The sequence below is a fragment of the Euzebya rosea genome, assembly GCF_003073135.1.
Taxonomy (GTDB): domain Bacteria; phylum Actinomycetota; class Nitriliruptoria; order Euzebyales; family Euzebyaceae; genus Euzebya; species Euzebya rosea.
In genome coordinates, this window is record NZ_PGDQ01000001.1 from 108,805 (window position 1) to 134,592 (window position 25,788).

The following is a 25,788-nucleotide window of genomic DNA, read 5'->3' on the forward strand; positions in this document are numbered from 1 at the left end:
CCTAGCCACTGCGCAGCCGGAGGGCTTCACGGCGTGCCATGATCCGGGGCGTGGACCACCTGCGCCTGATCGAGGACGAATCCGCTGCCTTCCTCGAGGCGGTGTTGTCCGGCAGCCTCGATGTGCCTGTCCCGCCCTGTCCGGGATGGACGATGGCCGATCTGCTCGGGCACCTCGGTGTCGTGCAGTGGTTCCACGGCAGCCACCTGGACCGGGGGGTGACCGACCCGCCGCCCGGGCCACGGCCCACCCCGCCGGTCGACGGGCTGGCCGACTGGTTCCGCGAGGGCACCGCCGTGCTGCTCGACACCCTTCGTCGCCTGCCACCGGACGCCCCCGCATTCACGTTCGACCCCACCAACGACACCGTGTCGTTCTGGCATCGTCGGATGGCCCACGAGGCCGCCATCCACCGCTGGGATGCACAGCTCGCCCGCAACGCCGCGGTCGGGTTCGAGGCCGACCAGGCCCTCGACGGGATCGCGGAGTACCTGTCGGTGTTCCTGCCCCGGGCTCGAGCCGATGACGCACCACAGGGAACCGTCGTCCTGCTCACCGACGAGGGCACGACGTTGTCGACCTCCCACGGTGACCCCGACGCTGCCCGTGCGACCGTCGCGGGCTCGGCCGACGAACTGTGGCTGGCGGTCTGGGGCCGCCAGCCGCTGGTCGACCTGGACGTCGAGGGCGACCTCGAGCTGGCCCGCTCGATCGTCAACCGCTGAGCCGCAGGCTCACCAGCCCCAGGTGCGGTGGGGGTTGCGTTGCCGCCCGTCCAGGCACTCCCGCATGCGGCGTCGCATCATCGGGTCCACCATCGCCTCGGCGGTGTCGCGGGTCACCCAGCGGACCTGCGACACCTCGTGGGTGTGCACGGGGGATGGGGAGGGCGTCGGCACCTCCGGACGAGCGGCGTAGAAGAACTGGACGCGATCGGGGTGGTCGTGGGCGAACACGCCGAGCAGCTCGTCGAGCACGACCCGCACGCCGCCTTCCTCCCACGCCTCGCGGACGGCGGCATCCGCCGGGTTCTCCGCGGCATCGACCAGCCCCCCGGGCAACGTCCACGATCGCTTGAAGTCGTCGAACACGACCAGCACACGGCCGTCGTCGTCGGTGCAGATCACCGACGCCGCTGCGACCTTCCGGGCGATCGAGCCAAAGAACGTCCGGCTGCGGTCGGCGGGACTGCGGGGAGTGCGCCCCACGGCCAGGACGACCTCACCGGCGTCGAGCAGCCCGGGGGAGCGGTCGACTGGCAGGTCGTCGGCGCCGGCCCACGGGCGACCGGCCAGCCGCGCGGCTGCCCCGGGCGCGGCCAGCAGCTCGACCTCGACCCCCCGCTCGCGCAGCATGTGGTCGGCGTCGGTGGCCGTCAGGGCCGGCTGGCCGTCGCCGGTCCGTGCCAGCCGCGCCGGCATCGCCGACGGCGCCGCCACCGCGACGATCCCGCCGGGGCGCGTGGCCCGTACCGCCTCGGCCAGCAGCGTCGGACCGCGGTCACCCGCCGCGGGGACCTCGCCGGCAAGGAGCAGGACCGCGCCGACGCTGCCGTCGGGCAGCACGGACGGCCCCTCCACCCGCACCTCCACCCCGCTGGCGGCGAGCGCGTCGGCGACACCGGCGTGTGGCGTGGCCACCACCTCGCCCACAGGCAGCACGGTGGTCAGGAGGGGGAGGAGGTCAGCAGGCTCCATGGCGGGCCACGATAGGCCGCTCGGCAGACCTCCACCTCATGCCGCGTCCGGCAGCGCGGGGCGAGGTGGTTGCCGCCATCCGGCTGGCAGCTGCCAGTCCTGTGGCCGCGTCTGGCGGTCGGTGGTCCGATGCCAGGCGATCTGCGGCAGGGTCGGGTGCTCCGGCGGCAGGTCCGGCATGGGGTCCTCTCCCGGCCGGGCCAGGTCCACGACCAGCCAGCCCGACCGGTCGCGCATCAGCGAAACGATCAGTGCGGTCGTGCGTTCCGGTCGTGCCAGCAGGACCACCGCCTCGCATCGGTCACCCCGTGCCTGCACGAGCACCTTGTGCACCTTCGCGATGCCGCCGCCGATGCCGCCCCGCGGCACCCGGCGAAGGGTGCCCTGCAGCTCGGGTGCCAGCATCGGCCGCAGGTGTCGGGCCGGACGCACGCCGGCCTCGACCTCGATGAGGAGGCTGGCGAACGCCGTCACCAGCTGCAAGGGGGTGCGCGGACGCATCACCGGTCACCGCCCAGGACGCGCAGGACCCCGTCGTCGTGCAGCCAGGCGAGGGCGCCGACGCGTCGGATCCCGGCGGGGTCGACCCCGTCGACGACGACGACCCACACGCCGGTCAGCTCGGGGTGCGCGTCACTTGCGTGCACCACCACGTCGCTCCAGCCGCCCGTGGCGAGCGCATCCTCCACCTCGGCGACGCGTTGTCGCAGCACGGGTGGGTCGACGGGGTCGGGCGGTTCGGCAGCGGTCGAGGGTCCGAGTGCCCACGGTGCGGTCAGCGCCGCGCCGTCGGCGTCGACGGGCACCGCCCATCGTCCTCCCTCGGCACGGTCGTAGGTGCCGTCGCGACCGCTCAGCCACACGGCGTCGAGCACGACCAGCTCCACCTCGTCGTGCAGCGCCACCCGGTCGACCGGGACGGCCCATTCCAGGTATCGGTCGGTTCCGTCGGTGGACTCGCCGAGGGCGGCCCGGAGGGCCACGATCGCCCCGAAGTCGCGTTCGCCGCTCGACGGAACCGCGGTGTCGACGACCGAGGTGCCCTCGGGGCTCGTCGAGGCGTCCACGACGGTGGTCGCTTCTGGGCCCGTGGGTGCCGGTGCGCCGGTCGGTGCGGCCGCCGTGACCGTTCCCTGGACCGGCGTGCCCCCGTCCGACGGCGCCCCACCTGCCATGGCGAGGTCCATGACGGAGGGTTCGTCGGCTGACGCGTCGTCGGTGGGCCCGGCTCCGCGGCCGAAGGCCACCGCCATGACGAGCACCCACAGCAGCAAGGCCCCGCCGACGATCGGGACCCAGCGTCGGCGTCGATCGTCCCGGTCGGCGCCGAGGTCGTCCCGGCGGGGCGGCGCCTTGCCCCACGGGGGCCGGGTGCGGCCCTCGCCGTCCGTCGCCCCCGACGCATCGTCCCCGGTCCCCAGCCACGCATCCAGCTCGTCGACGTCCATCATCTCTCCCGTACGTGTTCACAGGTGTTCGAGGACGGTATAACTCGCTATTGGGATGTTTGACAAGGGTTAACACGACATTGTGTGTGCAACGAACCGCCTCCGTCGCCACCCCGTACACTTCGGCGGAGATGGCCACGACCCCGCAGCAGGACTCCAGCAGCCCCGTCCGGCAGCAGCTGACCGACGACGAACGTCGAGAGATCTTCGTCAGGGACGCGATGCCGTACGTCGACCAGCTCTTCGGTGCCGCGATGCGGTACACGCGGAACCGGGCAGACGCCGAGGACCTCGTGCAGGAGGCGATGGCGAAGGCCTACTCGTCCTTCCACCAGTTCCGGCCCGGCACGAACCTGCGCGCGTGGCTGTACCGCGTGCTGTCCACGACCTACATCAACTCCTACCGCAAGAAGCAGCGCCGTCCGCAGGAGGTCTCCGCCGACGGGGTGAAGGACAACCTCGATGACTCCGGTGACTTCTCGCTGTTCGACCGGCTCGAGGGGGGATCGGCGCCCAGCGCGGAGTTCGAGGTGATGCAGCAGCTGCCGGCGCAGGCCGTGAAGGACGCCCTGGACGGCCTGCCGGAGCAGTTCCGGACCGCGGTGTACCTCGCCGACGTCGAAGGATTCAGCTATGCGGAGATCGCCGAGATCATGGACACACCCATCGGCACCGTGATGAGTCGCCTGCATCGCGGAAGAAGCGGGCTGCAGAAGGCGTTGTACGACCACGCGGTTCGCCACGGGATCATCTCCGAGGACGATCTCACCACCGACGGACCGACCGACGACGAGGAAAGGATCAGCTGATGGGTGACCGCTGCACCGAGTTCCTCGACCAGCTCCAGGCGTTCCTGGACGACGAATGTGCCCCCGATACGCGGGCAAAGGTCGAGGCGCACATGTTGGACTGCCCCCCGTGCGGGCACCGTGCCGACTTCGAGGAGCGACTGAAGGCCATCGTCGCCACGTCGTGCCGGGACGCCGCGCCGCCGGGTCTCATCGACAACGTCATGGCGAAGCTGGAGCTCCGCTGATCTGACTCGGGGGGGCGGCCGAGACGCCCGGCTAGCTGCCGGGTCCCGTCACCAGCAGGTCGTCGAGGGCGTCCTGCCAACCGAAGGCCCAGCTCGAGCTGTCGAGCACCGACGACACCACGTTGGAGCTCCCGCGGAGCTTGCGGATCGTCTCGCCGAGGTCGGCTGCCCGGCGGATCCCCGTACCGGCGGCGACGTCGAGCGCGCGAAGCCCCGCACGGACGAGCGGATCGGGAACCACCCGTGGTGCGGGGAGCCCGGGGGTCGTCGGGTCCGCCTCGAGTCGCCCGTGGATCATGGCCACCAGCGCCCCCAGCGTGGGCGTGTCGGGATAGACGGCATGGACCAGCGGCGGTGGGGACGCCGCGTCGAGCAACCGCACGAGGAGGCCGACCAGATCGGGCAGGTAGATGCCGGCCTTGAGGGTGTCCCGGCGGCCGGGGACGGCGAACCGGCCCGACCGGATCGCCGCCACCATGCGACCGAAGTTGCCGCGGTTGTCGTGGCCGAACACGTACCCCGGGCGGACGATCGCAACCTCGATCCCGGTCTCGTGTGCAGCGCGGGTGACGGCCCGTTCCGCCAGCAGCTTGGACCGGCCGTACGCGCCCGTCGGTCGTGGGGGCGCCGACTCGTCCAGGGGCTGCTCGGAAGGACCGAGCACGGCGATGGAGCTGATCAGGACCAGCCGGCGAACACCGGTGCGGACCGCATGGTCGACGACCCGGGCCGTGCCGTCGGCGTTGACCCCGTGCAGCTCGGCGTCGGTGGGCGAACCACCCCCCGCCAGGCCGGCGACGTGCACCACCGCATCGACCGTGGGGAGGTCGGCGGGCAGGTCACGGACGTCACCCGGGGTCCAGCGACCGGGACCGGGGACCGGGTCGAGGTTGACGACGTCGGTGCCACGTCGCAGCAGCTCGTCCACGAGCGACCGCCCGATGAAGCCGGACCCGCCGGTCACCAGCACGCGGGAGCGGGGGAAGGGCGCCGCGGTGGTGATGTCGGTCAGCGGTTGGTCCACACCGGGGGACGCTTCTCGAGGAACGCCATGATCCCCTCCTTGGCGTCATCGGTGCGCACGTGTACCGAGAGCATGCCGGCCAGGTAGGGGAGGGCGTCCTCGCGGCGCATGGTCCGGGACGTCCCGAAGGACTCCTTGCCGAGGGAGAGGACGACCGGCGACAGCGCCGCCAGCCGGTCGGTGAACGCGTCGACGGCGGCGTCGAGCTCCCCGGCCGGGACCACCTGGTTGACCAGCTTCAGGTCGAGGGCCTCCGCTGCGGTCAGCCGGGTGCCGGTCAGCATCAGCTCCATCGCCTTCTTGGGGCCGACATGGTCGGCGATCACGGTGGAGATCATGTGTGGCCACAGCCCGACCCTGACCTCCGTGGCCCCGAACGTCGCGCTGTCGGCAGCGATCAGCACGTCGCAGGCCAGCGCCAGTCCGAACCCGCCGGCCAGCGCATGGCCGTTGACCCGACCGATCACCGGGCGGCGGAGCCGGCGGAACCCCTCCAGCACCTCCGCGAACAGCGCACGTCCCCTGTGGATGGCGGTCTCGCCCGCGCCGAGGTCCATGCCCCCGAGGTCGCCGCCCGCACAGAAGGCCCGGTCACCGGCCCCGGTGAGGACCACCGCCACGATGTCGTCGGCGGCCTCGGCCTGCCGGATGGCGTCGAGCAACGCCACGGTGACGTCGACGTTGATGGCGTTGCGGGCATCGGGGCGGTTGATCGTGACGCGCAGCAGGGGGCCGTCGCGTTCGACCAGGACGAGGTCGGGCTCCATGTGGGGAATCCTCGCATGCCGCTGAGGGGAGGGCCGCATCCCCGGGCGGCTGCGCCCGCCCCGATCGGACGCCCGATGTGGCCTGCGGCCGACCGGCCAGCCGCTAGGCTCGTGACCCGTGAACCGCCGCAGCGCCGAAGGCCGGCCCGACAAGGGCAGCAGCTCCTCTCGACCGCGTTCCGACTCCGGGAAGTCCCGGGGTGGGGGACGCAACCCGGAGGAGGCCGAAGCGCTGCGCCTGCGCAACAAGCTGGCGACGGTCCTGCAGCGACTGCCCGACATCGAGCGCAAGGTGCTCGAGGCCCGCATGGGCCTGGTCGACGGCACCCCGATGAAGCCGGGCGAGGTCGCCGACCGGCTGGGCATCACCATCCACGAGGTCAAGAAGATCGAGACGCGTGCCTTCGAGCGCATCCGCGAGATCGGGCCCCTCAAGGGCCTGGAGCGGTTCCTCGGCAAGTAGCGGGTTCCCCATCGTCGACGGCTTCGGCGATACGGTGGCGCGCGTGGTCAACGTCACCGCCACTCCGCGACGGCGTCTGGTGCGCACCCTCGTGCTGCCAGCCGTGATCGTCGCCATTTGCCTGCTGGGTGCGATCGCCCCCACGCCGGTCCAGGCCGTCGTGCCCGTACGGCTGGAGCACGTCCCGCTGGCGGCGCCCCCCGCGGGCACCTTCGCCGCCGCCGGGGCCGTGACCAGCGAGGTCCACGAGACCACGCCGTTCGCCATGCTGGCGCTGGCGCTCCCCGGCGAGGTCCAGGTCGAGGTCCGGACCGCCCGCGGGACCGGGGAGTGGTCGTCGTGGACGGTCCTGGGTCACCTGCACGACGAGGGTCCCGACCCGGGCTCCCCCGAAGCGCTGGCCGCAGACGCGGCCTCGAGCGGCACGGTCGAGCACACCCATCCCCTGTGGACCGGACCGGCCGACCGGCTGCAGGTCAGGGCGCTCGACGGTGACCTCACCGGCGCCGAGGCCATCCTCATCGACCCGCTCGGGCTGGACCGATCGGGCCTCCAACGGGCCCGGGACGCACTGGTGACCGCCTGGAACGGGACGCCTCGCGACACGGCGACCGCGCTGGCAGCACAGCCCGACATCGTGACCCGTGCCGAGTGGGGCGCCGACGAGTCCATCGTCGACGATCCGCCGTCCTACGCCGCCGACGTCGACCGGATGTTCGTCCACCACACGGTCAGCTCCAACGGCTACAGCCAGGCGCAGGCCGCTGCCGCCGTCCGCGGCGTGCAGGCCTACCACGTGACCGGCAACGGCTGGAACGACATCGGCTACAACTTCCTCATCGACGCCTACGGGACGATCTACGAGGGTCGCGCCGGTGGCATCGACCGGGCCGTCATCGGGGCGCAGGCCGGCGGGTTCAACACCGGCTCCTCGGGCGTCGCGCTCCTGGGCACCTACACCGCCGCAACCCCGGGCAGCGCGATGCAGACCGCCCTCGAGCAGCTCGTCGCGTGGAAGGCCGATGTGCACCACTTCCACCCCACGGGGACGTCGGTGGCCGTCAGCGCCGGGTCCTCGAGGTATCCCGAGGGGCAGGCGGTGACGCTCGACAACATCTCGGGACACCGCGACGTGTCGACGACGACCTGTCCGGGCGACGGGCCCTACAACGGTCTGCCGGCCACTCGTACGGCCGTGCGGGAGCGCGCCGGCGACCTGATCGTGGACCAGGCGTCCGACATCGTGGCGACGCGGGTCATCCGCGGTGATCCCGACGTCGACCGCGTGACGTTCGCCGCCACACTCGACCCGCCGGGCGACTGGCAGATCGACCTGCGCGGCCCGGACGGCGACGTCGTCTTCCGCGCGCAGGGGTCCGGCTCCGCCGCGACGGGAACCGTTGACCTCGCCGGCACCGGCTGGGCGCTCGGGCGCTACGAGTGGGCCGTCTCCGCAGACGGTCGCCGCACCGCCCTGGGCCACCTGGACCTGGAGCCGCCTGTCATCGAGGGGGCGCTGGCCAGCCCCACCCTTGCCCGTGCCGACCTCGACGGTGCGCTGGCCACCCCGGTCGCCTTCTCCGCGCTCCTCTGGCCGGGGGCGACGTGGCAGGTCGACGTGACCGGGCCCGACGGGGCGGCCGTGTACCACCAGCAGGGTTCGGGGGACCGCGTCGACGCCGTCTGGGACGACGGGACGGCCGCCCCCGGCACCTACGTCTGGACGCTGACCGCCGAGGACGCCGAGCCGGTGTCGGGGTCGGTGGAGGTCCGCTACGACGTCCTCGACCGGTTGGCCGACACCGACGACCCGATCGCCGCTGCCGCAGCGGTCAGCGCCGCCACCTTCGACCCCGGTGAGGCCACCGTTGCGGTGATCGCCCGCCACGACGTCTTCGCCGACGCGCTGTCCGGTGGGCCGCTGGCGGGAACCGAGGGCCCCCTGCTGCTGACGCCCTCGGACGGCCTCGACCCGCGCGTCGATGCCGAGCTCGGCCGTGTGCTGGCCCCCGGTGCGACCATCCATGTGCTGGGCGGGACCGCCGCGGTGTCCCCCGCCGTGGCCGATCAGCTGGCGGTTCACGGCACCGTCGTCCGGCTGGCCGGCGCCTCCCGTGTGGCCACCGCGGCGGCGGTGGCGGAGGTCGTGCTCGACCGCTCGGGTGAGGACCGTGTCATGATCGCCCGGGCCGGTCCCGATGACGCTGCGCCATGGGCGGACGCGCTGTCGGGCGGGGCGTACGGTGCCGCGACGGGTGTCCCGGTCATGCTGACCGACACCGCCGCGCTGTCGACGGAGACCGCCGACGCCATCAGGAGGCTCGGCATCACCTCGGCGGTGGTGCTGGGTGGTACCGCCGCGGTCAGCGACGCCGCCATGGACGCGCTGCCCTCACCCATCCGCATGTCCGGCGGCGACCGGACGGCCACCGCCGTCGCGGTCGCGCAGCAGCTGTGGGGGGCCGACGGCACCTTCGACGAGGTGCTCCTGGCCAACGGGTACGACGGCACCGCATGGGCCTGGGCGCTTGCGGCTGCCCCCACCGCCGCCCGTCGTGGGGCGCCGCTCCTGCTGACGACCCCGACCCATCTGGCCGCTCCCACGGCTGCGTTGCTGGCCGAGGGCAACGTCCGGGACGGGACGGTGCTGGGCTCTGCGGCGTTGGTCGACCCCGAGGTGTCCTACGCTGCCAGCGACGAGATCCGCCGCGGTCGTTGACCATCGGCCGGTCCGTCCGGCCACCCGCGCACGTCCGCCCTGCTGGGAGACTCAACAACGATGAGCAGCCAACCAGATTCCACCGACCTGACCGTGACCGCCGACATGGTCGCGAACGTCATCGCCATCCACACCGCCGTCGGTGACGTCGTCGAGGACGGCCAGACCCTCCTCGTCGTCGAGTCGATGAAGATGGAGATCCCGATCACGGCACCGACCGCAGGCACCGTCACCTCGATCGGCGTCGCGTTGGGCGACATCGTGCAGGAGGGTGACGCGCTGGTGGCGATCCGGCGGTGACGATCCTGACCGACCTCCTCGAACGCATCGACGGGCTGGACAAGCCCGGCGCTGCCCACCTCCAGCGCCTGCTGGCGGAATGGCAGGTCCTTGCCGACCTGTCCTTCGCCGACTTGCTGCTGTTCGTGGAGGACACCGACGAGCGCGGGGACGAGGGCTACCGCTGCGTCGGCCAGATGCGTCCCCACACCGCCCAGACCATCTACGTCGACGACCTGGTCGGCGACTTCTTCCTGCGCCACCAGCGGCCCATGGTGGGACGGGGGTTCGCCGAGGGACGCGTCATCCGCGACGCCGACCCCGACTGGTCCACCGGCGTGCCCGTCCGCGAGGAGGCCATTCCCGTCGGGTACGGCGGCGAGATCATCGCCGTCATCAGCCGTGAGGCCAACGTGGCGACCGCCCGGTCGCCCAGCCAGCTGGAGCTGACCTACCTCCAGGCGGCCGGCCAGCTCGCGCGCATGCTCTGCGAGGGCGAGTTCCCCTACGCCGCCGGCGACCGCCCCGAGGAGCACGAGGTCAGCCCCCGCGTCGGCGACGGCATCATGCGGATCGACGAGGTCGGCACGATCACCTTCGCGTCCCCGAACGCCATCAGCGCCTACCGGCGGATCGGGCAGATGGAGGGGCTCCAGGGTGCCAACATCGCCGACGTCGACCCTCGGCCCGACGACACCGACGCCGCGCTCGACGAGGGCTACGCCGTGCTGGGCGAGATCGAGGGCGACGGCGCGGTGGTGCTGCGCCGGATCATGCCGCTGATGGAGGGCGACCAGCTGACGGGTGCGCTGATCCTCGTCCGCGACATCACCGAGCTGCGTCGCCACCAGCGGGCGCTGCGCGTGAAGGACGCCACCATCCGGGAGATCCACCACCGGGTGAAGAACAACCTGCAGACGGTTGCGTCGTTGCTGCGACTGCAGGCACGACGGGTCGCAAGCGAGGAGGGGAAGGAGGCGCTGACGGAGTCCGTCCGCCGCATCTCCTCCATCGCGCTGGTCCACGAGATCCTGTCGCGGGAGGCCCGGCAGGCGGCGTCGTTCTCCGAGATCGCCACGCGCATCGTGGACATGCTGGCCGAGGGGCTGGTGGGTCCCGACCAGAAGGTGGCGTTCAGCGTCGAGGGCAACCCCGGGGAGCTGACCGCCGACATCGCCACGCCGCTTGCGCTCGTCCTGACCGAGCTGGTCCAGAACTCCGTCGAGCATGCCTTCACCGAGGCGGGCGGGACGGTCACCCTGCGGTTCGAGCGCCACCCGTCGACCCTGTCGGTGATCGTGGCCGACGACGGCGTCGGCCTGCCCGAGGGCGTCAACCTCGAGTCGATGGCCAACCTCGGGCTGCAGATCGTGCGAACCCTGGTCACCAGCGAGCTCGGCGGCACCATCACGACCCTGTCCCCGGAGAAGGGGACCTCGGTCGAGCTGGTCATCCCCCTCCCCTGACGAGTCCTGCCGTGATCAGTCCGGCGCCTGGGGGACGTCGACGTCCTGCACGGGGGCGGCGTCGAGCGGGACCTCCAGCGAGGGATCCTGGCGGGCGGTGACGAAGTAAACGGCCGCGATCGAGAGCAGGAGCAACACGATCACGGCCGTCGAGAGCCATGGACGAAGTCCGTCCAGGCGGCCCCGCGGACGGCGTTCCGCGGGGGGATGCAGGTAGGGGTCCAGCGGGGGACCGTGGACTAGCTGGCCAGACGACGGCGGCGCTGGCGCTGACGGCGCAGCGCGCGACGCTCGTCCTCGCTCAGGCCACCCCAGACACCGGCGTCCTGGTTGGACTCCAGCGCCCACTCGAGGCACTCGGCCACGACGGGGCAGGCCTGGCAGATGGCCTTCGCTCGTTCGGTCTGCTCCAGCGCAGGGCCGGTGCTACCGACCGGGAAGAACAGTTCGGGGTCCTCGTCGAGGCAGGCGGATCGACTACGCCAGGACAGCATGTGCGCCTCGCTCCTTCTCGGGATATGGCAAGCTCGTGTCCGCGGTGGCGGGAGTATCGGCTCGGGACAGACGGACCTGCGTCGGCATCGCCGTTCGACGGTTGCGAACGGCTGGGTTCTGCGGGTAGCAACGGTGGTACCCAGATGGCGCGAGAACACCTCGATGGAGGGGGGCGTGAAACCGGGACCCAAGTGAAGCCGGTCACTGGCGAGGGGCTCGCGCTCGCTTGTGAAGCAGAGTACAAGCGCTGTGGAGGCCCGTCCAGACCTGCTTGCAAGAACTCGCACCCCTTTTGGGTGGCCGAACGGACAGGGGGTGTGAGTCGGTTCGGCCGGCTGCTCAGACGATGAGCTGCAGGGCGTCGGGGACGACCTCGACGCGGAGGTGCTGGGTGGTACCGACGGGGTCGCCGTCGGTGTGGACGGGGATCGGTCGGCTGGCCGTCAGCTCGTAGTACTCGCGGTCGTGCCACCCGGTGATCCACGGCAGGTCGCGGACGTCGCGGCCGGTCAGGGCCTTGCGCATCGTCTGCAGCAGCGCCGGCAACGAGATGTCGGTGAGGGCCGTCAGGTCCAGGCCGCGTTCAAGCGTTGCTTCGGGGCACATGCGCGAGGGGAGGGGACCGAAGAACGTGTACGGGTCGGCGTTGCAGACGACCGCCGCGCCGAGCACCCGTTCGCGCTTGAGCGCGCCTCGCTGGCGGCCCTTCGGGCGGGCAGGGCCGGCCTCGATGTCGATGGTGATCTCGGCGGCCCGCTTGCGCGCCTCCCAGCCGTGGTACAGGAAGGACGTCTGGCCCAGGTAGCGCTTCATCCGGGGGTGCCACTCGACCTCGCGCACGACGTCGGCGTCGTAGCCGAACCCGGCGCACCAGGCGAACCAGCGGTCGTTGGCCCGACCGACGGGCACCTGTCGAACCCGGTTCTCCTTGAGCGCCTGGAAGAGGATCGACGTGGCACCGGTCAGGCTGCGGGGCAGCCCGAGGATGCGTCCGTAGACGTTGGTCGACCCGCCGGGCAGGACCGCGAGCGCCGTCTGGCTGCCCGCCAGCCCCTGCAGGACCTCGTTGACCGTCCCGTCGCCACCGAGGGCAACGACGGCGTCCAGCCCCCGCGTCGCCGCATCGCGGGCGATCTCGGTGGCGTGGTTGCGGTGGGTCGTCGCGATGACGTCCACCTTGGCCACGTCGCTGAGGCGATCGGCCACCCAACGCGAGAGGTGGGGCTTGGTCCGGCGCGCGGCCGGATTGGTGACGACGAGGATCTGCACGCGAACGAGGCTACTGGTCGGATCAGCCGAACGTGCTGTCGGAGGGGGCCCGTGGGCCGTCGTCCGCCGGGGTGGGCGTTGGAGTGGGGCTCGGCGACGGCGACGGTGACGGGGGTGCGGCGGTCGGGGTGGCAGCGGGGGCCGTCGGGGGCGGAGGGGCCACGCCGGGATCGGGCGGTGCGGTCAGCGGCCCGTCAGCGGACGGCGACGACGTGGCCGACGGGCTGGCCGAGGGGTCGGGCGTGGGCACGGGCGGGTGCTGGTGCAGCGGGCAGGAGTAGGTGGGCAGCTCCGCCGGCAGGGCCGTCAGCGTCTCGGTGACCGGGCAGAAGGGCGTGGCGATGCCGCCGGTCTCGGGGTCGATCTCCACGGTGACCGCCAGGTCCTCGGGGTAGCGCAACGGCTGGATCGGCCGGTCCACGAGGGCGGTGGCCATGAACCGCTGCCAGATCCGGGCGGGCCACGTCCCGCCCTGGACCTCGGCGACGCCGTGCACGTCGACCAGCGGCCTCGCCTCGTCGGGGTAGCCGATCCACACCGCGGTGCTGTACTCCCGGGTGAAGCCGACGAACCAGGCGTCCCGGTTCTCCTGCACCGTGCCGGTCTTGCCGGCGGCCGGTCGGTCGCCCAGCGACGCTGCCTGCCCGGTGCCGTCGGTGATGACCTGCTGCATGGTGTCGGTGACCAGCCACGCGGTCTCGGGGTCCACGACGGTCACGGGCAGCCCCCGGGGTTCCCACACGACGTTGCCGTCGGCGTCGGTGATGTGGGTCACGGCGGTCGGGGCCGCATGCACCCCACCGTTGGCCAGCGTCCCGAACGCGCTGGCCATGTCGAGGGGGCTGACGCCCTCCGACAGGCCACCCAGCACGATGGAGGGGTTGCTGCCGATGCGACCGCGCACGCCCATGGAGTGGGCCATGTTCTCGATGGCGCCCGGGCCCAGCTCCAGCGCCAGCCGTGCGAACGCCCCGTTGGAGGACCGGACGAGCGCCTCCCGCAGCGTGATCTCGCCCGTCGTGCCCGACCGGACGGTCCACGGTTCGGGGTCGCCGACCTCGAAGCTGCCGGGCCCCGACTCGATCACGGAGTCCAGGCGCCAGCCGCGTGACAGGGCCGCGGTGAGGGCGAAGACCTTGAAGGTGCTGCCGGGCTGGCGCCGGCCCTGCGTGGCAAGGTCGAACTGGCTGGTGGCGAAGTCGCGGCCGCCGACGAGCGCGACGATGTGGCCGGTGGCAGGATCGACGACGCTGATGGCCACCTCGGGGTCATCGGCGCCCGACCAGAAGGCCGTCGATGCGGCGTCGGCGGCGGCCTGCACCCGGGGGTCGATGGTGGTGTGGATGCGCAGCCCGCCGCCGAACAGGCGACGCCAGCGACGCGACTCGTCGACCCCGAAGTGTTCGTCGCCGACCAGCTGGCGCTTCACGTACTCCACGAAGAACGGGTACTGCACCGGCGGGGGTTCCGGTGGGACGGTCAGCCCGAGCGGCGCCGCGTCCAGCGTGTCGCGGTCGGTGGGGGACAGGTCGCCGTTGCGCGCCATCGCCTCGAGGACGCGGGACCGCTCCGCCCGGGCACGGTCGGGGGCAGAGAAGGGGTTGGCGGCCTCGGGCGAGCGGATGACCGCCACGAGGAGCGCGGCCTGTGCGAGCGTCAGCTCGCGTGTGGTCGTGTCGAAGTACACCTGGGCGGCGGCCTCGATGCCGTAGGCACCGGCGCCGAAGTACACCGTGTTGAGGTACTCGGTGAGGATCTCGTCCTTGGTCGCGTCCTGCTCGAGCTCCCAGGCCAGGCGCGCCTCGAGGAGCTTGCGCTCGACGGTGTTCTGCGGATCGGGGAAGTACCGGTTCTTGATCAGCTGCTGGGTCAGCGTCGAGCCGCCCTGGACGACCTCGCCGGCCTGCCGGTTGGCCACGAAGGCCCGGACGACCGCTCGTGGGTCGACGCCCTCGTGGTCCCAGAAACGCCGGTCCTCCGCGTCGACCAGGGCGGTGACGAGGTGCTCGGGAAGGTCATCGCGCTCGACCGGCTCGCGGTGGCTGAAGCGGAAGGTCGCGATCTGGGTCCCGTCTGCGGCGTAGACGAAGGACTGGGCGAAGGAGTCGACCTCCGGCAGGTCGACCTCGCGGACCTCGATGGACACCAGCTGCTCGCAGGCCGAGGCGAGCAGGGCGCAGGCGAGCAGCACCCCCAGCCACGACATGCTCCACCGGCGGGTCACGCGGCCAGTGTCGCGCAGCTCGGACCCGTCGGCCGGGCACGACCGCCGTCCGGGGCGACGTCGTGTCGCCTGCGCGTCAGTCCCCGAAGCCCACGCCGAGGGTGCGGGCCGCCTCGATCCACTTGTGGTCCAGCGGCACGGTCCGGCGTCGGCCGGCGACCTCCTCCAGCGGGAGGCGGACGATGTGGCGGCCGGAGGTGGCGATCATCTTGCCGAAGTCACCCTCGACGATCGCCTGGACGGCGTCGGCACCCATGTAGGTGGCCAGGAGGCGATCGACGGCTGACGGGCTGCCACCACGCTGGACGTGCCCGAGGATCGTGGTCCGCGACGCGATGCCGGTCAAGCCCTCCAGCTTCTCGGCCAGCGTGGCCGTCGACTGGGTCAGCTGGTGTTCGTAGGCCGCGATGGCCTGCTTCGCCGCGGCCTTCTCGTCGCCGTTCGTCGCGTCGGCCTTGGCGGCCAGCAGCCGGTCGAGCTCGGCCTTCTCCTCCGTGGAGACCGCACCCTCGCTGATCGCCACGATGGAGAACCGGCTGCCCGACGACTTGCGGGCCATGAGGGTGTCCGCCACCTTCTCGAGGCTGTAGGGGATCTCGGGGATGAGGATGACGTCGGCACCACCGGCAAGCCCCGCGCCCAGCGCCAACCAGCCGGTGTTGTGCCCCATGACCTCCACGACCATCGTGCGATGGTGGCTGTGGGCCGTGGAGTGGAGTCGGTCGATGGCCTCCGTGGCGATCGACAGGGCCGTGTCGAAGCCGAAGGTCCGTTCGGTGCCCCACACGTCGTTGTCGATGGTCTTGGGCAGCGTGACGACGTTCATGCCGGCGTCGGCCAGCCGCTTGGCGTTCTTCTGGGTCCCGCCCCCGCCGAGGCACACGATGGCCTCCACCCCCATGTTGGCGGCGGTCTCGACCATGGCCGCGGTCATGTCCAGCGTCTGGTCGCCCACGCGCATCTTGTGGGGTTTGTCGCGGGACGTGCCGAGGATGGTCCCACCCTTGATGAGGATCCCCGACAGCGCGTCGGAGTCCAGCCGGACGTGGCGCCGGTCCATCAGGCCGCGGAACCCGTCGAGGTAACCGACGACCGACAGGCCGTGCTTGCGGATCGCGGACTTGCCGATGGCCCGGATGGCGGCGTTGAGCCCAGGGGCATCACCGCCTGCGGTCAGCACGCCGATGCTCTTCACCATGGGTCTTCCTCCTCGCCGAGTCAGACCAGCCTAGTTGCCCACGACGTCGAGGAGGGGTCGGTGAGGGGTCGGTCGCGTCACGTCACGTCACGGCGACCGAGGGTTCGGGCCGCGCGACCCGTCGGCGGGCGGTCGCCCCGGTGGCGTGCAGCAGGGCCAGCACGACCAGCGCCACCCCGGCCAGCTGCACAGGGGTGGGCCGCTCCCCGAGCAGGCCCGCGCCCAGCAGCATCGAGCCGACGGGCTGGAGGGTCAGCACGACGGACGTGACCGCCGCCGGCAGCCTCGGCAGCGACGAGGTGATCAGCAGCCACGCGATCACCTGGGAACCGACGGCAAGGGCCAGCAGCCAGCCCGCCGACGGCCACGACGGCACCAGCGATCCAGCCTGCCCCTGTGCGACGGCGACCACCGCGGTCCCGATCGCCCCGAGCGCAGTGGCATCCCGCAGCGCACCCGCCGGGCGGACACCCCCGACGTTCGCCTGGCGCAGCGCGAGGAGGAACCCCGCGTAGGCCACACCGGTCCCCACACCCAGCAGCGATCCGCGCACGGGATCGGTTCCGTAGGTGCCGGTCCCCAGGACGCCGGAGATGATGACCACCCCCGACGCCAGGACCGGGATGGCCGCGAGCACCCGGCCGTGCGGCCTCTCGCCGAGCAGTGCCCAGGAGGCCAGCGGCACGATGACGACCTGACCGGCGGCGAGCACGGTCGCCAGGCCGGCACCGACCAGGTCCATGGCGGTGTGCCACATGATCAGGTCAGCGGTGAAGAACAGCCCTGCCAGCCCACCCATGAGCCGGGCTCGCATCGCGACCGGCTCGGCGGGCCGTCGGCGCCAGGCCACGAACGCCAGCAGGGGGAGGGCGTAGGCGCAGCGGAAGAACGCGGCCGGCGCGGGCTGCACGTCGGCGAGCACCACCCAGATCCCGCTCATCGCGATGCCGAGGGATCCGACGACGGCGCCGACGAGCGGCGAACGGACAGCGGTGCGGGATGGGGGTGACAGCAACATCGAGCACAGCGTGCACCGGTACATGTCGAAGCACAGCTTCGATGTTCTTCATCGAAGATGAAGTGCTGCTTCATCGAGCGTGGTTTACTGTGGCGGTGCTGCACCCCACTCGCCTCGTGACCCTCGCCGCCGTCGACGATCACGGTGGGGTGGTGGGTGCGGCCGCAGCGCTGCACCTGACCCCGTCTGCGGTGTCCCAGCAGCTGCGCCAGCTCGAGCGCGAGGCCGGTGTGGGGCTGCTGGACCGGTCCGGTCGGCAGATCCGCCTGACCGAGGCGGGTGCGCGCCTGGCCGCACGCGGCCGGACGATCGGCCGAGAGGTCGTCCTTGCCACGGACGACCTGGCGGACTGGTCGGACTCCGACGCCAGGCCCGTGGAGATCGCCACGTTCCAGACCGTGATCTGTCAGATGCTGGCGCCGCTCATGGGGTCGGGCGTGCTGCGGGACGCGGGACTGGACCTGCGGATCGTCGAGCTCGAGGGCCCTCCCGCCCTCGCTGCCCTGCACGCCGGTCGGGTGGATGTCGTCATGACCGAGGAGCTGCTGGGGACGGCGCCGCCCCGCGGTGACCGGTCGGCCCCGGTCACCCGGCTGCTGATCGACGACCGCTACCGGGTCATCGTCCCCGCCGCGTGGGACGTCGACGACGCCACACCGGATCGGCTGCGTGCCGACCTCGTCGCGCGCCCCTGGATCGGGCAGGTCCCCGGCAGCGCCGGAGGGGCCATGCTGGCCGACCTCGAGCGGCGCTGGAGCTTCTCCGCACGGTTGGTCCACATCTGTGACGAGTACGTCAGCGCCGTCACCCTCGTCGAGGCCGGGTTGGGTGCCACGCTCGCACCCCACCTCGCGGTGCCGGCGCACGTGTCGGGGGCGGAGTCCCGCACGGTCAGGTTCCTCGACGGTGCCCCGGACCTGGGCATGCGCCGTGTGCGCGCCCTGTGCCGTCCGTCGCGTCGGCCGGTAGCCGCGGTCGACCGGCTGCTGCAGGTCCTCGCCGACCGCGCGCGGGTGATGGGGCTGCGACCGCAGCTGCTGGCGCACGACGAGTCGACCGCGCCTCCGACGGACAACTAGGCTCCGGGCGCCCACGGTCGGCAGGCGGTGTGGAGCTCGGCAGGAAGGTCACGGAGGCATGCGCGCAGGACGGCTCGTCGACGGGGTGGTCCGGCTCGCCCGATCGCGGCCGGTCCGGTCCGGCGTGGAGTGGTTGCGTCCGGATCCGGCGTCGCCGTCGGCCCCGATGGCCACCGTGGCGTGGCTGGACTCCTTCTCGCCATCGCTCATGCCGCGGACCTCGGCGCTCCAGGGCGTCGTGGGCGGCCTCGCCGTGCTGTCCGCCCGCGCCATCGCCGACCGGAGCGAGGCAGCGCTCGAACCACTCCTCGGCCCACATCTCGCCACCCGCCGCCGGCTGCTCGTCCGTGGCGGCCTGGCGGTGCTCGGGCTGGGCCTGTCCAACCTGCCCGAGCGCGGTCACGAGCGGTTGTGGTGGTCCAGCCTCCGCGGGGGCGGTGCCATGCTGCGGTCCATCGCCACCGGAGGCGCGATCCACGACATCGGACATGCGGCCTGGGCACGCCAGCCCGAACGATCGGGGGTGCGCGCCGTCGTGGCCACGGCTTCGGTCGTGGCCGGGGTGGGCCTGTGGGCCGACCGCCGGCTGCACCAGCGGATCGCCGCGATCGAGCCGTGGCCGATCGAGCAGCGGACCGCGGTCCCGCAGAGCGCGGCGATCAGCGCCGCCGTCGTGCTCGGCGGACGTCTGCTCGGCGAGGCCGTGCACGCGACCGGACGGTCACTGGGTTCATGGCTGGGCCCCGGCCGCGCCAAGGCCGCCCTGGCGTTCGTGGCCAACGGCATGCTCTGGACACGCGCCGTCAACGCCCTGTACCACGCGGCCGTGGAACGTGTCGGGCAGGGCAACGCCGCCATCGAGGCCGGCTACGACCGGGCACCGTCCCGGCCGACCGTCTCCGGCGGGCCGGGCAGCCAGTCGCACTTCGCCGAGCTCGGACGGCAGGGACGCCGGTTCGTCACCGATGTCCTGGACCGTGACCTGATCCAACGGGTCATGGGCGAACCAGCGGCCGCGGATCCGGTTCGGGTCTACGTCGGGCACGACGCCGAGCCGCTGTATCCGACCGCCCGCGCGGAGCTGGCGCTGGAGGAGCTCGAGCGCACCGGCGCCTACGACCGGCGCTTCCTGCTGCTCACCTCGCCCACCGGGACCGGATGGGTTGACCAGACGCTGGTGGAGTCCGCCGAGCTGTTCGCGCGTGGCGACATCGCCACGTGTGCGATCCAGTACGGCCGCTATCCCTCCTACCTGGCGCTGCAGAACATCCCGCTGGGCCGCAGCCAGTTCCGCATCCTCCTGCTCGGTGTCCGGGAGCGCCTGCGGGCCGTCCCACCGGAGCGGCGTCCCACGGTCCTCGTGTTCGGCGAGAGCCTCGGGGCGTGGACCGCGTCGGACGTGATCATGCACCTCGGCATCGGCGGGTTCGACCACTACGGCATCGACCGGGCCCTCTGGGTGGGCCTGCCGTGGATGGCCAGGTGGTCGCGCAGCGGCATGATCCGCGGCAGCTCCGACCTGGTCCCGCCCGGCACCGTCGGGGTGTTCGACCGGTGGGCACAGCTCGAGGCTCGCTCCCCGGCCGAGCGCGAGCGCCTGCGTGCGGTGATCCTGTCCCACGACAACGACCCGATCGCCGTGCTCGGCCCCGACCTGGCCGTCCAGCAGCCCCGCTGGCTGCAGGGCGACCACCGGGGGCGAGGGGTTCCCGACGGCATGCGCTGGTCACCGGTCGTGACGTTCCTCCAGACGGCCGTGGACGCGGTGAACTCCATGGTCCAGGTGCCGGGGGCCTTCACGTCCTACGGGCACGACTACCGAGCCGACATGGCCCGCTTCGTGCACGCGGCCTACCGGATGCCCGACGTCGACGAGGCGACGATGCGCCGGGTCGAGGAAGCCCTGGTCGACCTGGACCTCGCCCGAGCCAAGCGCCTGGGCACGCTGCACGCCTGACCGGTCCCGAACCGACGGGGGACGGCCTCAGGCGCCGGGGTCGAGGCGCTTGATCGCGAGCACGGCCAGGTCGTCGCTGGTGCGGCCCCCCTGCAGCTCCACCGTCCGGCGCTTCAGGTGGTCGGCGACGACCGACGCGGACGTGCCCCCCACCTCGCTGACCATGCTGGCCAGCCCCTCCTCGCCGAGCAGGCCGTGTTCGGTCCGGGCCTCGATCAGCCCGTCGGTGTACAGCACGAGGACCTCGCCGACGGCCAGGTCCACCTCGCTCGTGGTCAACGACGGCTCCTCGAGGACACCGAGCAACGATCCGCGGGCGCCGACCGGCGACACGCTGCCGTCCGCGGTCAGCCGCAGCGGCGAGGGATGGCCGGCGCGGACCAGGCGGAGCGTGCCCGGTCGGGACAGGTCGACCTCGACGTAGGCTGCGGTGCAGAACGTGGGTTCCTCGTCCTCGTGGACCAGGATCGCCTGGTTCACCAGCCGCAGCACCTGGACGGGGTCGTGGGACTCCACGGCAGCTGCACGTGCGGTGTACCGCACCAGGGCGGTCAGCCGCGCGGCCGACACCCCCTTTCCGCGGACGTCACCGATCAGGGCTGCCCAGCGGGTGTCATCGAGCTGGAAGACGTCGTAGAAGTCGCCCCCGATCTCGGCACCGTCGCCGGCGGGACGGAACGCCACCCCGACGTCGTGCCCCGGGATCTGCGGCAGCGTCGCAGGCAACATCGAGTCCTGCAGGGTCGTCGCGACCCGGAACAGCTCGTCGCGGCTGCGGGCCAGCGCATCCTCGACGGCCTTGCGTTCGCTGATGTCGCGGAGGTACCCGACGAACTCGGGCGGCTCGATGCCCTCGAGCTGGGTGATGGCGAGCTCGACGGGGAACTCGCGTCCGTCGGCGTGGACGGCCCGCAGCTCCAGCGGTTGGCCGAGGATCCGCGGTCGCCGCGTCTCCATGAACCGCTGGAGGCCCTGTCGGTGGGCCTCACGCAGGTCCTCTGGGACGATCAGGTCGGCGAGCGCCCGCCCGACGGCGTCCTGATGGGCGTAGCCGAGGATGCGCTCGGCGGCCGGGTTCCAGTCCGTCACGGTGCCGTGGTGGTTGATGCCGATGATCGCGTCGAACGCCGACATCAGGATGGCCGTCTTGCGGGCGTCGGACCTGGCCACGTCCCGGTCGGCTGCCCGTCGGTGCAGGAACTCCCCGACGCGACGGCCGACCTCGGCGACGATCGTCAGCAGCCCGGCGTCCACGGCGACCGGTTCGCGTGACATCAGCTCGACGACGCCCTCCACTCGCTCGTCACGGAGGATCGGGAACGCGAAGGTCGTGCTGATGCCCAACCGCTCGGCGGTCCTGCGCCGGAAGTAGCCCGGGTCGTCGGCGATCATCTCGATCCACGCCGGCTTGCGCGTCTTGATGACCCGGCCGGGCAGCCCGCGGCCGGGAACGGTCACGAGGCCGGGGTCGGCCATCTGCTGGAAGTCGTCGCTGAGGGCGTCGGTGTGCCAGTAGTCCGCCGGTCGCGCGCTGCCGTTCTCGGCCACCAGCCAGAAGATGGCGGCGTCCCAACGCAGGGCCTTGGTCAGCGCCCGCAGCAGCACCGAGGAGGCGTCGCTGAGCGTGTGGACGTCGTTGACCAGCGCGATCTCGGTCGCCACCTCGGCGGTGACCGCGTGGTACTGCGCGATCGTGGCCGTCCACTCCAGCTGGCGATCGGTGGACAGGTCACGCAGGACCCCCACCGACACCAGCGTGTCGTCGGGCATGCGATGGTCGGTCAGGGTCAGCTCGACCTCGACCTCGTGGCCATCGTGGTGCCGTGCCGGCAGGACCACCGGCGGGCCACCGGTGATGCGGGCCGTCCCCTTCGCCATGTGCTCGGCGAAGGCCGCGAAATGGCGCTCGCGAAGGTGGTCGGGGACCAGGACGGCCAGCGGTTGGCCGACCAGGTCGGCGGGGGACCAGCCGAGCATGCCCTTGAGCGCGGCGTTGGCGTACACCACGTCCCCGGCAGGGTCCACGGCGATCACCACGTCGGTGACGGCGTCGAGGAACGCGAGGTCGCCGAGGCCGAGGGTGGACTGCTCGTCCGGCTTCATCCTCGTGCTCCTCCGCCCGGGCCGACGCGCGTCGACCAGCCTTCTCAGTGGACACGATAGCGACGACCGGGCCGAACAGGAACGCACCACCGGTCACCTTGCGACGACGCTCGGCAGGAGTCGGCAACAGGCGTTGCCGACTCCGTCGTCGCGGGACTCCTCGGCCCAGCACCCGTCGGCTGACCGACCTCGAGCCGCGCCTGCGCGAGATGGTGGCGGCGGCGGTGTAACCCGACGGTCGCAGCCACCGCGGATGGTTAAGGTGGCGGCGATGCGGGACGACACGCTTGCCGGTGGGCTGCGGCAGCTGCGCGACGAGCTGGCGGCGGTGACGCTGTCGTTGCCGCTCGCGGCGACCGAGGACGGGATCGCCACCCGCGACGAGGCCGTCGCGCAGATCGAGGACTACCTGCTGCCACGGCTGGCGCACCTCGACGCCCCGCTGCTCGCGGTGCTCGGCGGGTCGACCGGATCCGGCAAGTCGACGTTGACCAACTCCCTGGTGGGCGAGGAGGTGTCGGCCGCCGGGGTGCTCCGGCCCACCACCCGGGCGCCCGTGCTGGTCCACCATCCCGACGACACGGCGTGGTTCTCCGGCGACGGGGTGCTGCCCGACCTGCCGCGCACCACGGGCGAACGCGGCACCGGCCACGCCCTGCACCTGGTCGCCAGCCGGGCGATGTCCCCGGGGCTCGGGCTGCTCGACTCCCCCGACATCGACTCCATCGAGGTCGCCAACCACGAGCTGGCCGCCCAGCTGCTCGGCGCCGCGGACCTGTGGCTGTTCGTCACCACCGCGGCGCGCTACGCCGACGCCGTGCCGTGGCAGTACCTCGCCCGGGCCAGCGAGCGGACGGCCGCCGTGGCGCTGATCGTCAACCGCATCCCGCCGACACCCGACGGCAGCGCCGTCCGCGACATCGGGGCCGACGTTCGCCGCATGCTCGACGCCAACGGCCTGTCGGAGGCCCGCCTGTTCACCATCGTCGAGACACCCTTGGTCGACGGTCGGCTCGACGGGGCCGAAGGGGAGGTCAGGGCCTGGATCGAGGCCCTGGTCGACGACGCCGACGCCCGGGCGGAGACCATCCGCCGGACGGTCATGGGTGCGGTGGACTCCCTCCAGCCCCGCGTCGGACGCGTCATGCAGGCGATGCGCGAGCACCGTCAGGCGGCCGACGCCCTCGTGTCGGCCTCGACGTCGCAACAGGCCAGCACGGTGACTGCGGTCAGGGACCAGCTGGCCAGCGGCGTCCTGCTCCGCGGCGAGGTGCTCGACCGGTTCCGAGAACAGGTCGGGACCGCAGAGTGGATGGACCGGCTGCAGCGCGGTGTCGGTAGGCTGCGCGACAGGATCGGCCAGATGGTGACCGGGCGGTCGCCGGAGGTCGAGGCCGCCAAGGGACAGCTGCGGTCCAACCTCGTGGGCCTGATCGACGACGCCGTCGCGTCCGGCCTCGAGCGCACGGTGGAGAGCTGGCAGGTGCTTCCCGGCGGACCGGAGGTGCTGGCGCAGGCCCACGACCCGGTCGCCCTGTCCGCCCCGGACCTGCGGGCCGTGGAGACCACGGTGGCGGCGTGGCAGGACCACGTCGTCGCGATGGTCCGGGAACGTGCGGGGTCCAAGATCGCCGTCGCCCGCGGCATGTCGCTGGGGGTCAACGGGGTTGGCGTCGCGCTCATGATGGCGATCTTCGCCTCCACCGGCGGGCTGACGGGCGGCGAGGTCGCGGTGGCCGGTGGGACGGCGGCGTTCGGCCAGGCGGTGCTGTCGGCGGTCTTCGGCGAGCAGGCGATCCGCGACCTGGCCGCCGCTGCACGCGCGGACCTGCTCGACCGGGTGGAACGGCTTGCCGAGGATCGTCACGAGCAGCTCCGGGCCCTGCTGGACGGCCTGCCGGATGCCGATGCGATCCGCGCGATGGAGGATGCGGTGGACGGGGTGTCGCGATGACCGACCTGCAACGACGGCTGGACCTGCTGGCCGACGCCGCCACCCTGCTCGCCCGGCACGGCATCGTCGTCGACGACGTCGACGGGGTCGTCGAACGGTCCCGTGGGCGGCTGCGGCACGGCACCGACCACACCGTCGCCGCGCTGGTCGGGTCGACCGGGTCCGGGAAGTCCTCGATCCTCAACGCCATGGCGGGGGCGCCGGTCGCCAGGGCCGGGGTGACCAGGCCGACGACGGCCATCACCCAGGCCGTCACCTTCGGCGACACCGCCGACGGCCTGCTCGACAGCCTCGGCATCACGCAACGGCACCACCTGGGCGACGCCGACCCCGCGCTGTCGGGACTGGTGCTGCTCGACCTGCCCGACTTCGACTCCGTCACGGTCGCCCACCGCCTGGAGGTCGACCGGCTCGTGGCGCTGGTCGACCTGATGGTGTGGGTCACCGACCCGCAGAAGTACGGCGACGAATCGCTCCACGCCGGTTACCTGCAGCCGCTGTCCACGCATGGTGACGTCATGCAGGTCGTGCTGAACAAGGTCGACACCCTGGACCCGGCGGCGCGCCGGGAGTGCCTTGCCGACCTCCGCCGCCTGCTCGTGGCCGACGGGCTGCCGCAGCTCGAGCCCATCGCCGGGTCGACGATCCCCGGCCCCGACGGCAGCGACGGGCTGGACGAGCTCCGAGGAGTGCTCGCGGCCGAGGTCAACGCCAAGCAGGCCGCCATCGAGCGCATCTCCGCCGACATCGACGAGCTGGTCACCCGCATGCGCAGTGCCGCCGGTGCACGCGCCGGCGTGGACGTCGAGCGCCTGCGCGGGCCGCTCGTGGACGGGCTGGCCGCCGCGGCCGGGGTCGATGCGGTGGCGGCGCTGGTTGCCGCCCAGCACCGCCGGGATGCGACCCTCGCCACCGGCTGGCCGCCCCTGCGCTGGATCCGCCGGTTCCGGCGGGCCCCGCTTGGTCGCCTGCGCACCACCGTCGACAACACCCTGGCCGTCGCCGAGGTCAGCCGGACGTTGCGCAGCACCGCCGCCGCGGCGGCCGACGGGGCCGACGCAGGCTGGGCACACGCGGCGTCGGCGACCGTGCGGGACAGCCAGGACGCGGTCGTCGAGGCGCTCGACACCGGCATCAGCCGGCAGGTCCAGGTGCTGCGACAACCGCCCCGCTGGTGGGGACCGGTCTCCGGACTGCATCGCCTGCTGCTGGTCGTCGCTGCGGTGGGTGGCCTGTGGCTGCTCGGCCTCGCGCTCGCCGAGACGTTCCTCCTGATCGACACGGACGCGTTCGTCCTGCGCTGGCGCGGCGTCGCGTTGCCCCCGGCGCTGCTCATCGGCGGCCTGGCCGTCGGCATCGTCGTCGCCGCCGTGGCGGGCCTCGCCGCTCGTGTGGGCGGGCGACGGCAGGCGCGCCGGGCCACGGCGCAGCTGCGCGAGCAGGTCGCCGCGGTGGCCGACAGCCAGGTCCTCGACCCCCTCGACGGGGTGCGGGACGATGCCGGACGAGTGGACGAGCTGATCGCCGGCGCCGCCTCGCGCTGACGCCGCGACGGCAGGTGGCTGGACACATGGGTGCGGCCCGGCCTCACA

The 25,788-nt window shown here is 72.5% G+C and carries 23 protein-coding genes; 11 read left to right on the top strand and 12 right to left on the bottom strand.

What is annotated here, in order from left to right; translation table 11 throughout:
• The first annotated feature begins 50 nt into the window (after window positions 1–50).
• Entirely contained in the window at window positions 51–725 is a 675-nt protein-coding gene (locus CUC05_RS00415) for a maleylpyruvate isomerase family mycothiol-dependent enzyme (RefSeq protein WP_157965039.1), read from the top strand.
• Window positions 726–734: 9 nt separating this feature from the next.
• Here the strand turns inward: CUC05_RS00415 and CUC05_RS00420 are convergent, their stop codons facing one another.
• From CUC05_RS00420 to CUC05_RS00430, 3 genes are read right to left on the bottom strand one after another with little or no spacing between them, the layout of a single operon-like run.
• Window positions 735–1,697 (bottom strand): NUDIX hydrolase, encoded by a 963-nt coding sequence (locus CUC05_RS00420; RefSeq protein WP_108664104.1) that lies wholly within the window; start codon window positions 1,695–1,697, stop codon window positions 735–737.
• Window positions 1,698–1,733: 36 nt separating this feature from the next.
• Window positions 1,734–2,198, bottom strand: coding sequence for an Rv3235 family protein (locus CUC05_RS00425; protein WP_108664105.1), 465 nt, complete (start codon window positions 2,196–2,198; stop codon window positions 1,734–1,736).
• The gene (locus CUC05_RS00430) at window positions 2,198–3,145 is read right to left on the bottom strand and encodes a hypothetical protein (RefSeq protein WP_157965040.1); all 948 of its coding nucleotides are present in this window, start codon (window positions 3,143–3,145) and stop codon (window positions 2,198–2,200) included. The genes CUC05_RS00425 and CUC05_RS00430 overlap by 1 nt, the downstream gene beginning before the upstream one ends.
• 131 nt (window positions 3,146–3,276) lie before the next feature.
• Here CUC05_RS00430 and CUC05_RS00435 point away from each other — a divergent pair, with 131 nt between their 5' ends.
• The gene (locus tag CUC05_RS00435) at window positions 3,277–3,954 is read left to right on the top strand and encodes a sigma-70 family RNA polymerase sigma factor (RefSeq protein WP_108664330.1); all 678 of its coding nucleotides are present in this window, start codon (window positions 3,277–3,279) and stop codon (window positions 3,952–3,954) included.
• A complete protein-coding gene (rsrA, locus tag CUC05_RS00440) occupies window positions 3,954–4,181 on the top strand; it encodes a mycothiol system anti-sigma-R factor (protein ID WP_108664107.1) in 228 nt (75 codons plus the stop codon). The genes CUC05_RS00435 and rsrA overlap by 1 nt, the downstream gene beginning before the upstream one ends.
• Before the next feature lie 31 nt (window positions 4,182–4,212).
• Here rsrA and CUC05_RS00445 read toward each other — a convergent pair whose 3' ends face one another.
• A complete protein-coding gene (locus CUC05_RS00445) occupies window positions 4,213–5,205 on the bottom strand; it encodes an NAD-dependent epimerase/dehydratase family protein (protein WP_108664108.1) in 993 nt (330 codons plus the stop codon).
• On the bottom strand, window positions 5,190–5,972 hold the full coding sequence (locus CUC05_RS00450) for an enoyl-CoA hydratase/isomerase family protein (protein WP_108664109.1): 783 nt from the start codon (window positions 5,970–5,972) through the stop codon (window positions 5,190–5,192). Before CUC05_RS00450 ends, CUC05_RS00445 begins: the two co-directional genes overlap by 16 nt.
• 118 nt (window positions 5,973–6,090) lie before the next feature.
• Here CUC05_RS00450 and CUC05_RS00455 point away from each other — a divergent pair, with 118 nt between their 5' ends.
• From CUC05_RS00455 to CUC05_RS00470, 4 genes are read left to right on the top strand one after another with little or no spacing between them, the layout of a single operon-like run.
• Entirely contained in the window at window positions 6,091–6,435 is a 345-nt protein-coding gene (locus CUC05_RS00455) for a sigma factor-like helix-turn-helix DNA-binding protein (protein ID WP_108664110.1), read from the top strand.
• A gap of 43 nt (window positions 6,436–6,478) precedes the next feature.
• On the top strand, window positions 6,479–9,154 hold the full coding sequence (locus CUC05_RS00460) for a cell wall-binding repeat-containing protein (protein WP_108664111.1): 2,676 nt from the start codon (window positions 6,479–6,481) through the stop codon (window positions 9,152–9,154).
• A 60-nt stretch (window positions 9,155–9,214) separates the two neighbouring features.
• Window positions 9,215–9,454 carry a biotin/lipoyl-binding carrier protein gene (locus CUC05_RS00465; RefSeq protein ID WP_205712054.1) on the top strand — a complete coding sequence of 80 codons (240 nt, stop codon included), beginning with the start codon at window positions 9,215–9,217 and terminating at the stop codon, window positions 9,452–9,454.
• A complete protein-coding gene (locus tag CUC05_RS00470; RefSeq protein WP_108664112.1) occupies window positions 9,451–10,899 on the top strand; it encodes a sensor histidine kinase in 1,449 nt (482 codons plus the stop codon). Before CUC05_RS00465 ends, CUC05_RS00470 begins: the two co-directional genes overlap by 4 nt.
• Before the next feature lie 15 nt (window positions 10,900–10,914).
• On the opposite strand, the gene CUC05_RS25805 is transcribed toward CUC05_RS00470, so the two are convergent.
• From CUC05_RS25805 to CUC05_RS00495, 6 genes are all read right to left on the bottom strand, one after another.
• Window positions 10,915–11,043 carry a hypothetical protein gene (locus tag CUC05_RS25805; protein WP_276308876.1) on the bottom strand — a complete coding sequence of 43 codons (129 nt, stop codon included), beginning with the start codon at window positions 11,041–11,043 and terminating at the stop codon, window positions 10,915–10,917.
• 95 nt (window positions 11,044–11,138) lie between these two features.
• Window positions 11,139–11,390, bottom strand: a complete 252-nt coding sequence (locus CUC05_RS00475; RefSeq protein ID WP_108664332.1) for a WhiB family transcriptional regulator — start codon at window positions 11,388–11,390, stop codon at window positions 11,139–11,141.
• Window positions 11,391–11,733: 343 nt separating this feature from the next.
• Window positions 11,734–12,663 carry a diacylglycerol/lipid kinase family protein gene (locus CUC05_RS00480; protein WP_157965041.1) on the bottom strand — a complete coding sequence of 310 codons (930 nt, stop codon included), beginning with the start codon at window positions 12,661–12,663 and terminating at the stop codon, window positions 11,734–11,736.
• Between the two features lie 22 nt (window positions 12,664–12,685).
• Window positions 12,686–14,887: a transglycosylase domain-containing protein gene (locus CUC05_RS00485; RefSeq protein WP_157965042.1), complete on the bottom strand. Its 2,202-nt coding sequence runs from the start codon at window positions 14,885–14,887 to the stop codon at window positions 12,686–12,688.
• A gap of 76 nt (window positions 14,888–14,963) precedes the next feature.
• On the bottom strand, window positions 14,964–16,085 hold the full coding sequence (locus CUC05_RS00490; protein WP_108664115.1) for a 6-phosphofructokinase: 1,122 nt from the start codon (window positions 16,083–16,085) through the stop codon (window positions 14,964–14,966).
• Window positions 16,086–16,167: 82 nt separating this feature from the next.
• Window positions 16,168–17,103 (bottom strand): DMT family transporter, encoded by a 936-nt coding sequence (locus CUC05_RS00495; protein ID WP_170127880.1) that lies wholly within the window; start codon window positions 17,101–17,103, stop codon window positions 16,168–16,170.
• 95 nt (window positions 17,104–17,198) lie between these two features.
• Between CUC05_RS00495 and CUC05_RS24365 the strand changes: the two genes are divergently transcribed.
• Both CUC05_RS24365 and CUC05_RS00510 read left to right on the top strand, forming a co-directional pair.
• Complete coding sequence (locus tag CUC05_RS24365; protein ID WP_205712055.1) at window positions 17,199–18,182, top strand: LysR family transcriptional regulator; 984 nt, start codon at window positions 17,199–17,201, stop codon at window positions 18,180–18,182.
• Window positions 18,183–18,240: 58 nt separating this feature from the next.
• Window positions 18,241–20,139, top strand: coding sequence for an alpha/beta-hydrolase family protein (locus CUC05_RS00510; protein ID WP_108664118.1), 1,899 nt, complete (start codon window positions 18,241–18,243; stop codon window positions 20,137–20,139).
• A gap of 27 nt (window positions 20,140–20,166) precedes the next feature.
• Here the strand turns inward: CUC05_RS00510 and CUC05_RS00515 are convergent, their stop codons facing one another.
• Window positions 20,167–22,242, bottom strand: coding sequence for a SpoIIE family protein phosphatase (locus CUC05_RS00515; RefSeq protein WP_108664119.1), 2,076 nt, complete (start codon window positions 22,240–22,242; stop codon window positions 20,167–20,169).
• A 271-nt stretch (window positions 22,243–22,513) separates the two neighbouring features.
• Here CUC05_RS00515 and CUC05_RS00520 point away from each other — a divergent pair, with 271 nt between their 5' ends.
• Both CUC05_RS00520 and CUC05_RS00525 read left to right on the top strand, forming a co-directional pair.
• Window positions 22,514–24,196, top strand: a complete 1,683-nt coding sequence (locus CUC05_RS00520; protein WP_157965044.1) for a GTPase family protein — start codon at window positions 22,514–22,516, stop codon at window positions 24,194–24,196.
• Complete coding sequence (locus CUC05_RS00525; protein ID WP_108664121.1) at window positions 24,193–25,740, top strand: GTPase family protein; 1,548 nt, start codon at window positions 24,193–24,195, stop codon at window positions 25,738–25,740. The genes CUC05_RS00520 and CUC05_RS00525 overlap by 4 nt, the downstream gene beginning before the upstream one ends.
• Window positions 25,741–25,788: the final 48 nt, after the last annotated feature.

Coding starts and splice junctions, on each gene's coding strand:
- CUC05_RS00425 (WP_108664105.1), bottom strand. CDS start 2,198: ATGCGTCCGCGCACCCCCTTGCAGCTGGTGACGGCGTTCGCCAGCCTC.
- CUC05_RS00525 (WP_108664121.1), top strand. CDS start 24,193: ATGACCGACCTGCAACGACGGCTGGACCTGCTGGCCGACGCCGCCACC.
- CUC05_RS00420 (WP_108664104.1), bottom strand. CDS start 1,697: ATGGAGCCTGCTGACCTCCTCCCCCTCCTGACCACCGTGCTGCCTGTG.
- CUC05_RS00495 (WP_170127880.1), bottom strand. CDS start 17,103: ATGTTGCTGTCACCCCCATCCCGCACCGCTGTCCGTTCGCCGCTCGTC.
- CUC05_RS00435 (WP_108664330.1), top strand. CDS start 3,277: ATGGCCACGACCCCGCAGCAGGACTCCAGCAGCCCCGTCCGGCAGCAG.
- CUC05_RS00465 (WP_205712054.1), top strand. CDS start 9,215: ATGAGCAGCCAACCAGATTCCACCGACCTGACCGTGACCGCCGACATG.
- CUC05_RS00510 (WP_108664118.1), top strand. CDS start 18,241: ATGCGCGCAGGACGGCTCGTCGACGGGGTGGTCCGGCTCGCCCGATCG.
- rsrA (WP_108664107.1), top strand. CDS start 3,954: ATGGGTGACCGCTGCACCGAGTTCCTCGACCAGCTCCAGGCGTTCCTG.
- CUC05_RS00515 (WP_108664119.1), bottom strand. CDS start 22,242: ATGAAGCCGGACGAGCAGTCCACCCTCGGCCTCGGCGACCTCGCGTTC.
- CUC05_RS00450 (WP_108664109.1), bottom strand. CDS start 5,972: ATGGAGCCCGACCTCGTCCTGGTCGAACGCGACGGCCCCCTGCTGCGC.
- CUC05_RS00520 (WP_157965044.1), top strand. CDS start 22,514: ATGCGGGACGACACGCTTGCCGGTGGGCTGCGGCAGCTGCGCGACGAG.
- CUC05_RS00490 (WP_108664115.1), bottom strand. CDS start 16,085: ATGGTGAAGAGCATCGGCGTGCTGACCGCAGGCGGTGATGCCCCTGGG.
- CUC05_RS00430 (WP_157965040.1), bottom strand. CDS start 3,145: ATGGACGTCGACGAGCTGGATGCGTGGCTGGGGACCGGGGACGATGCG.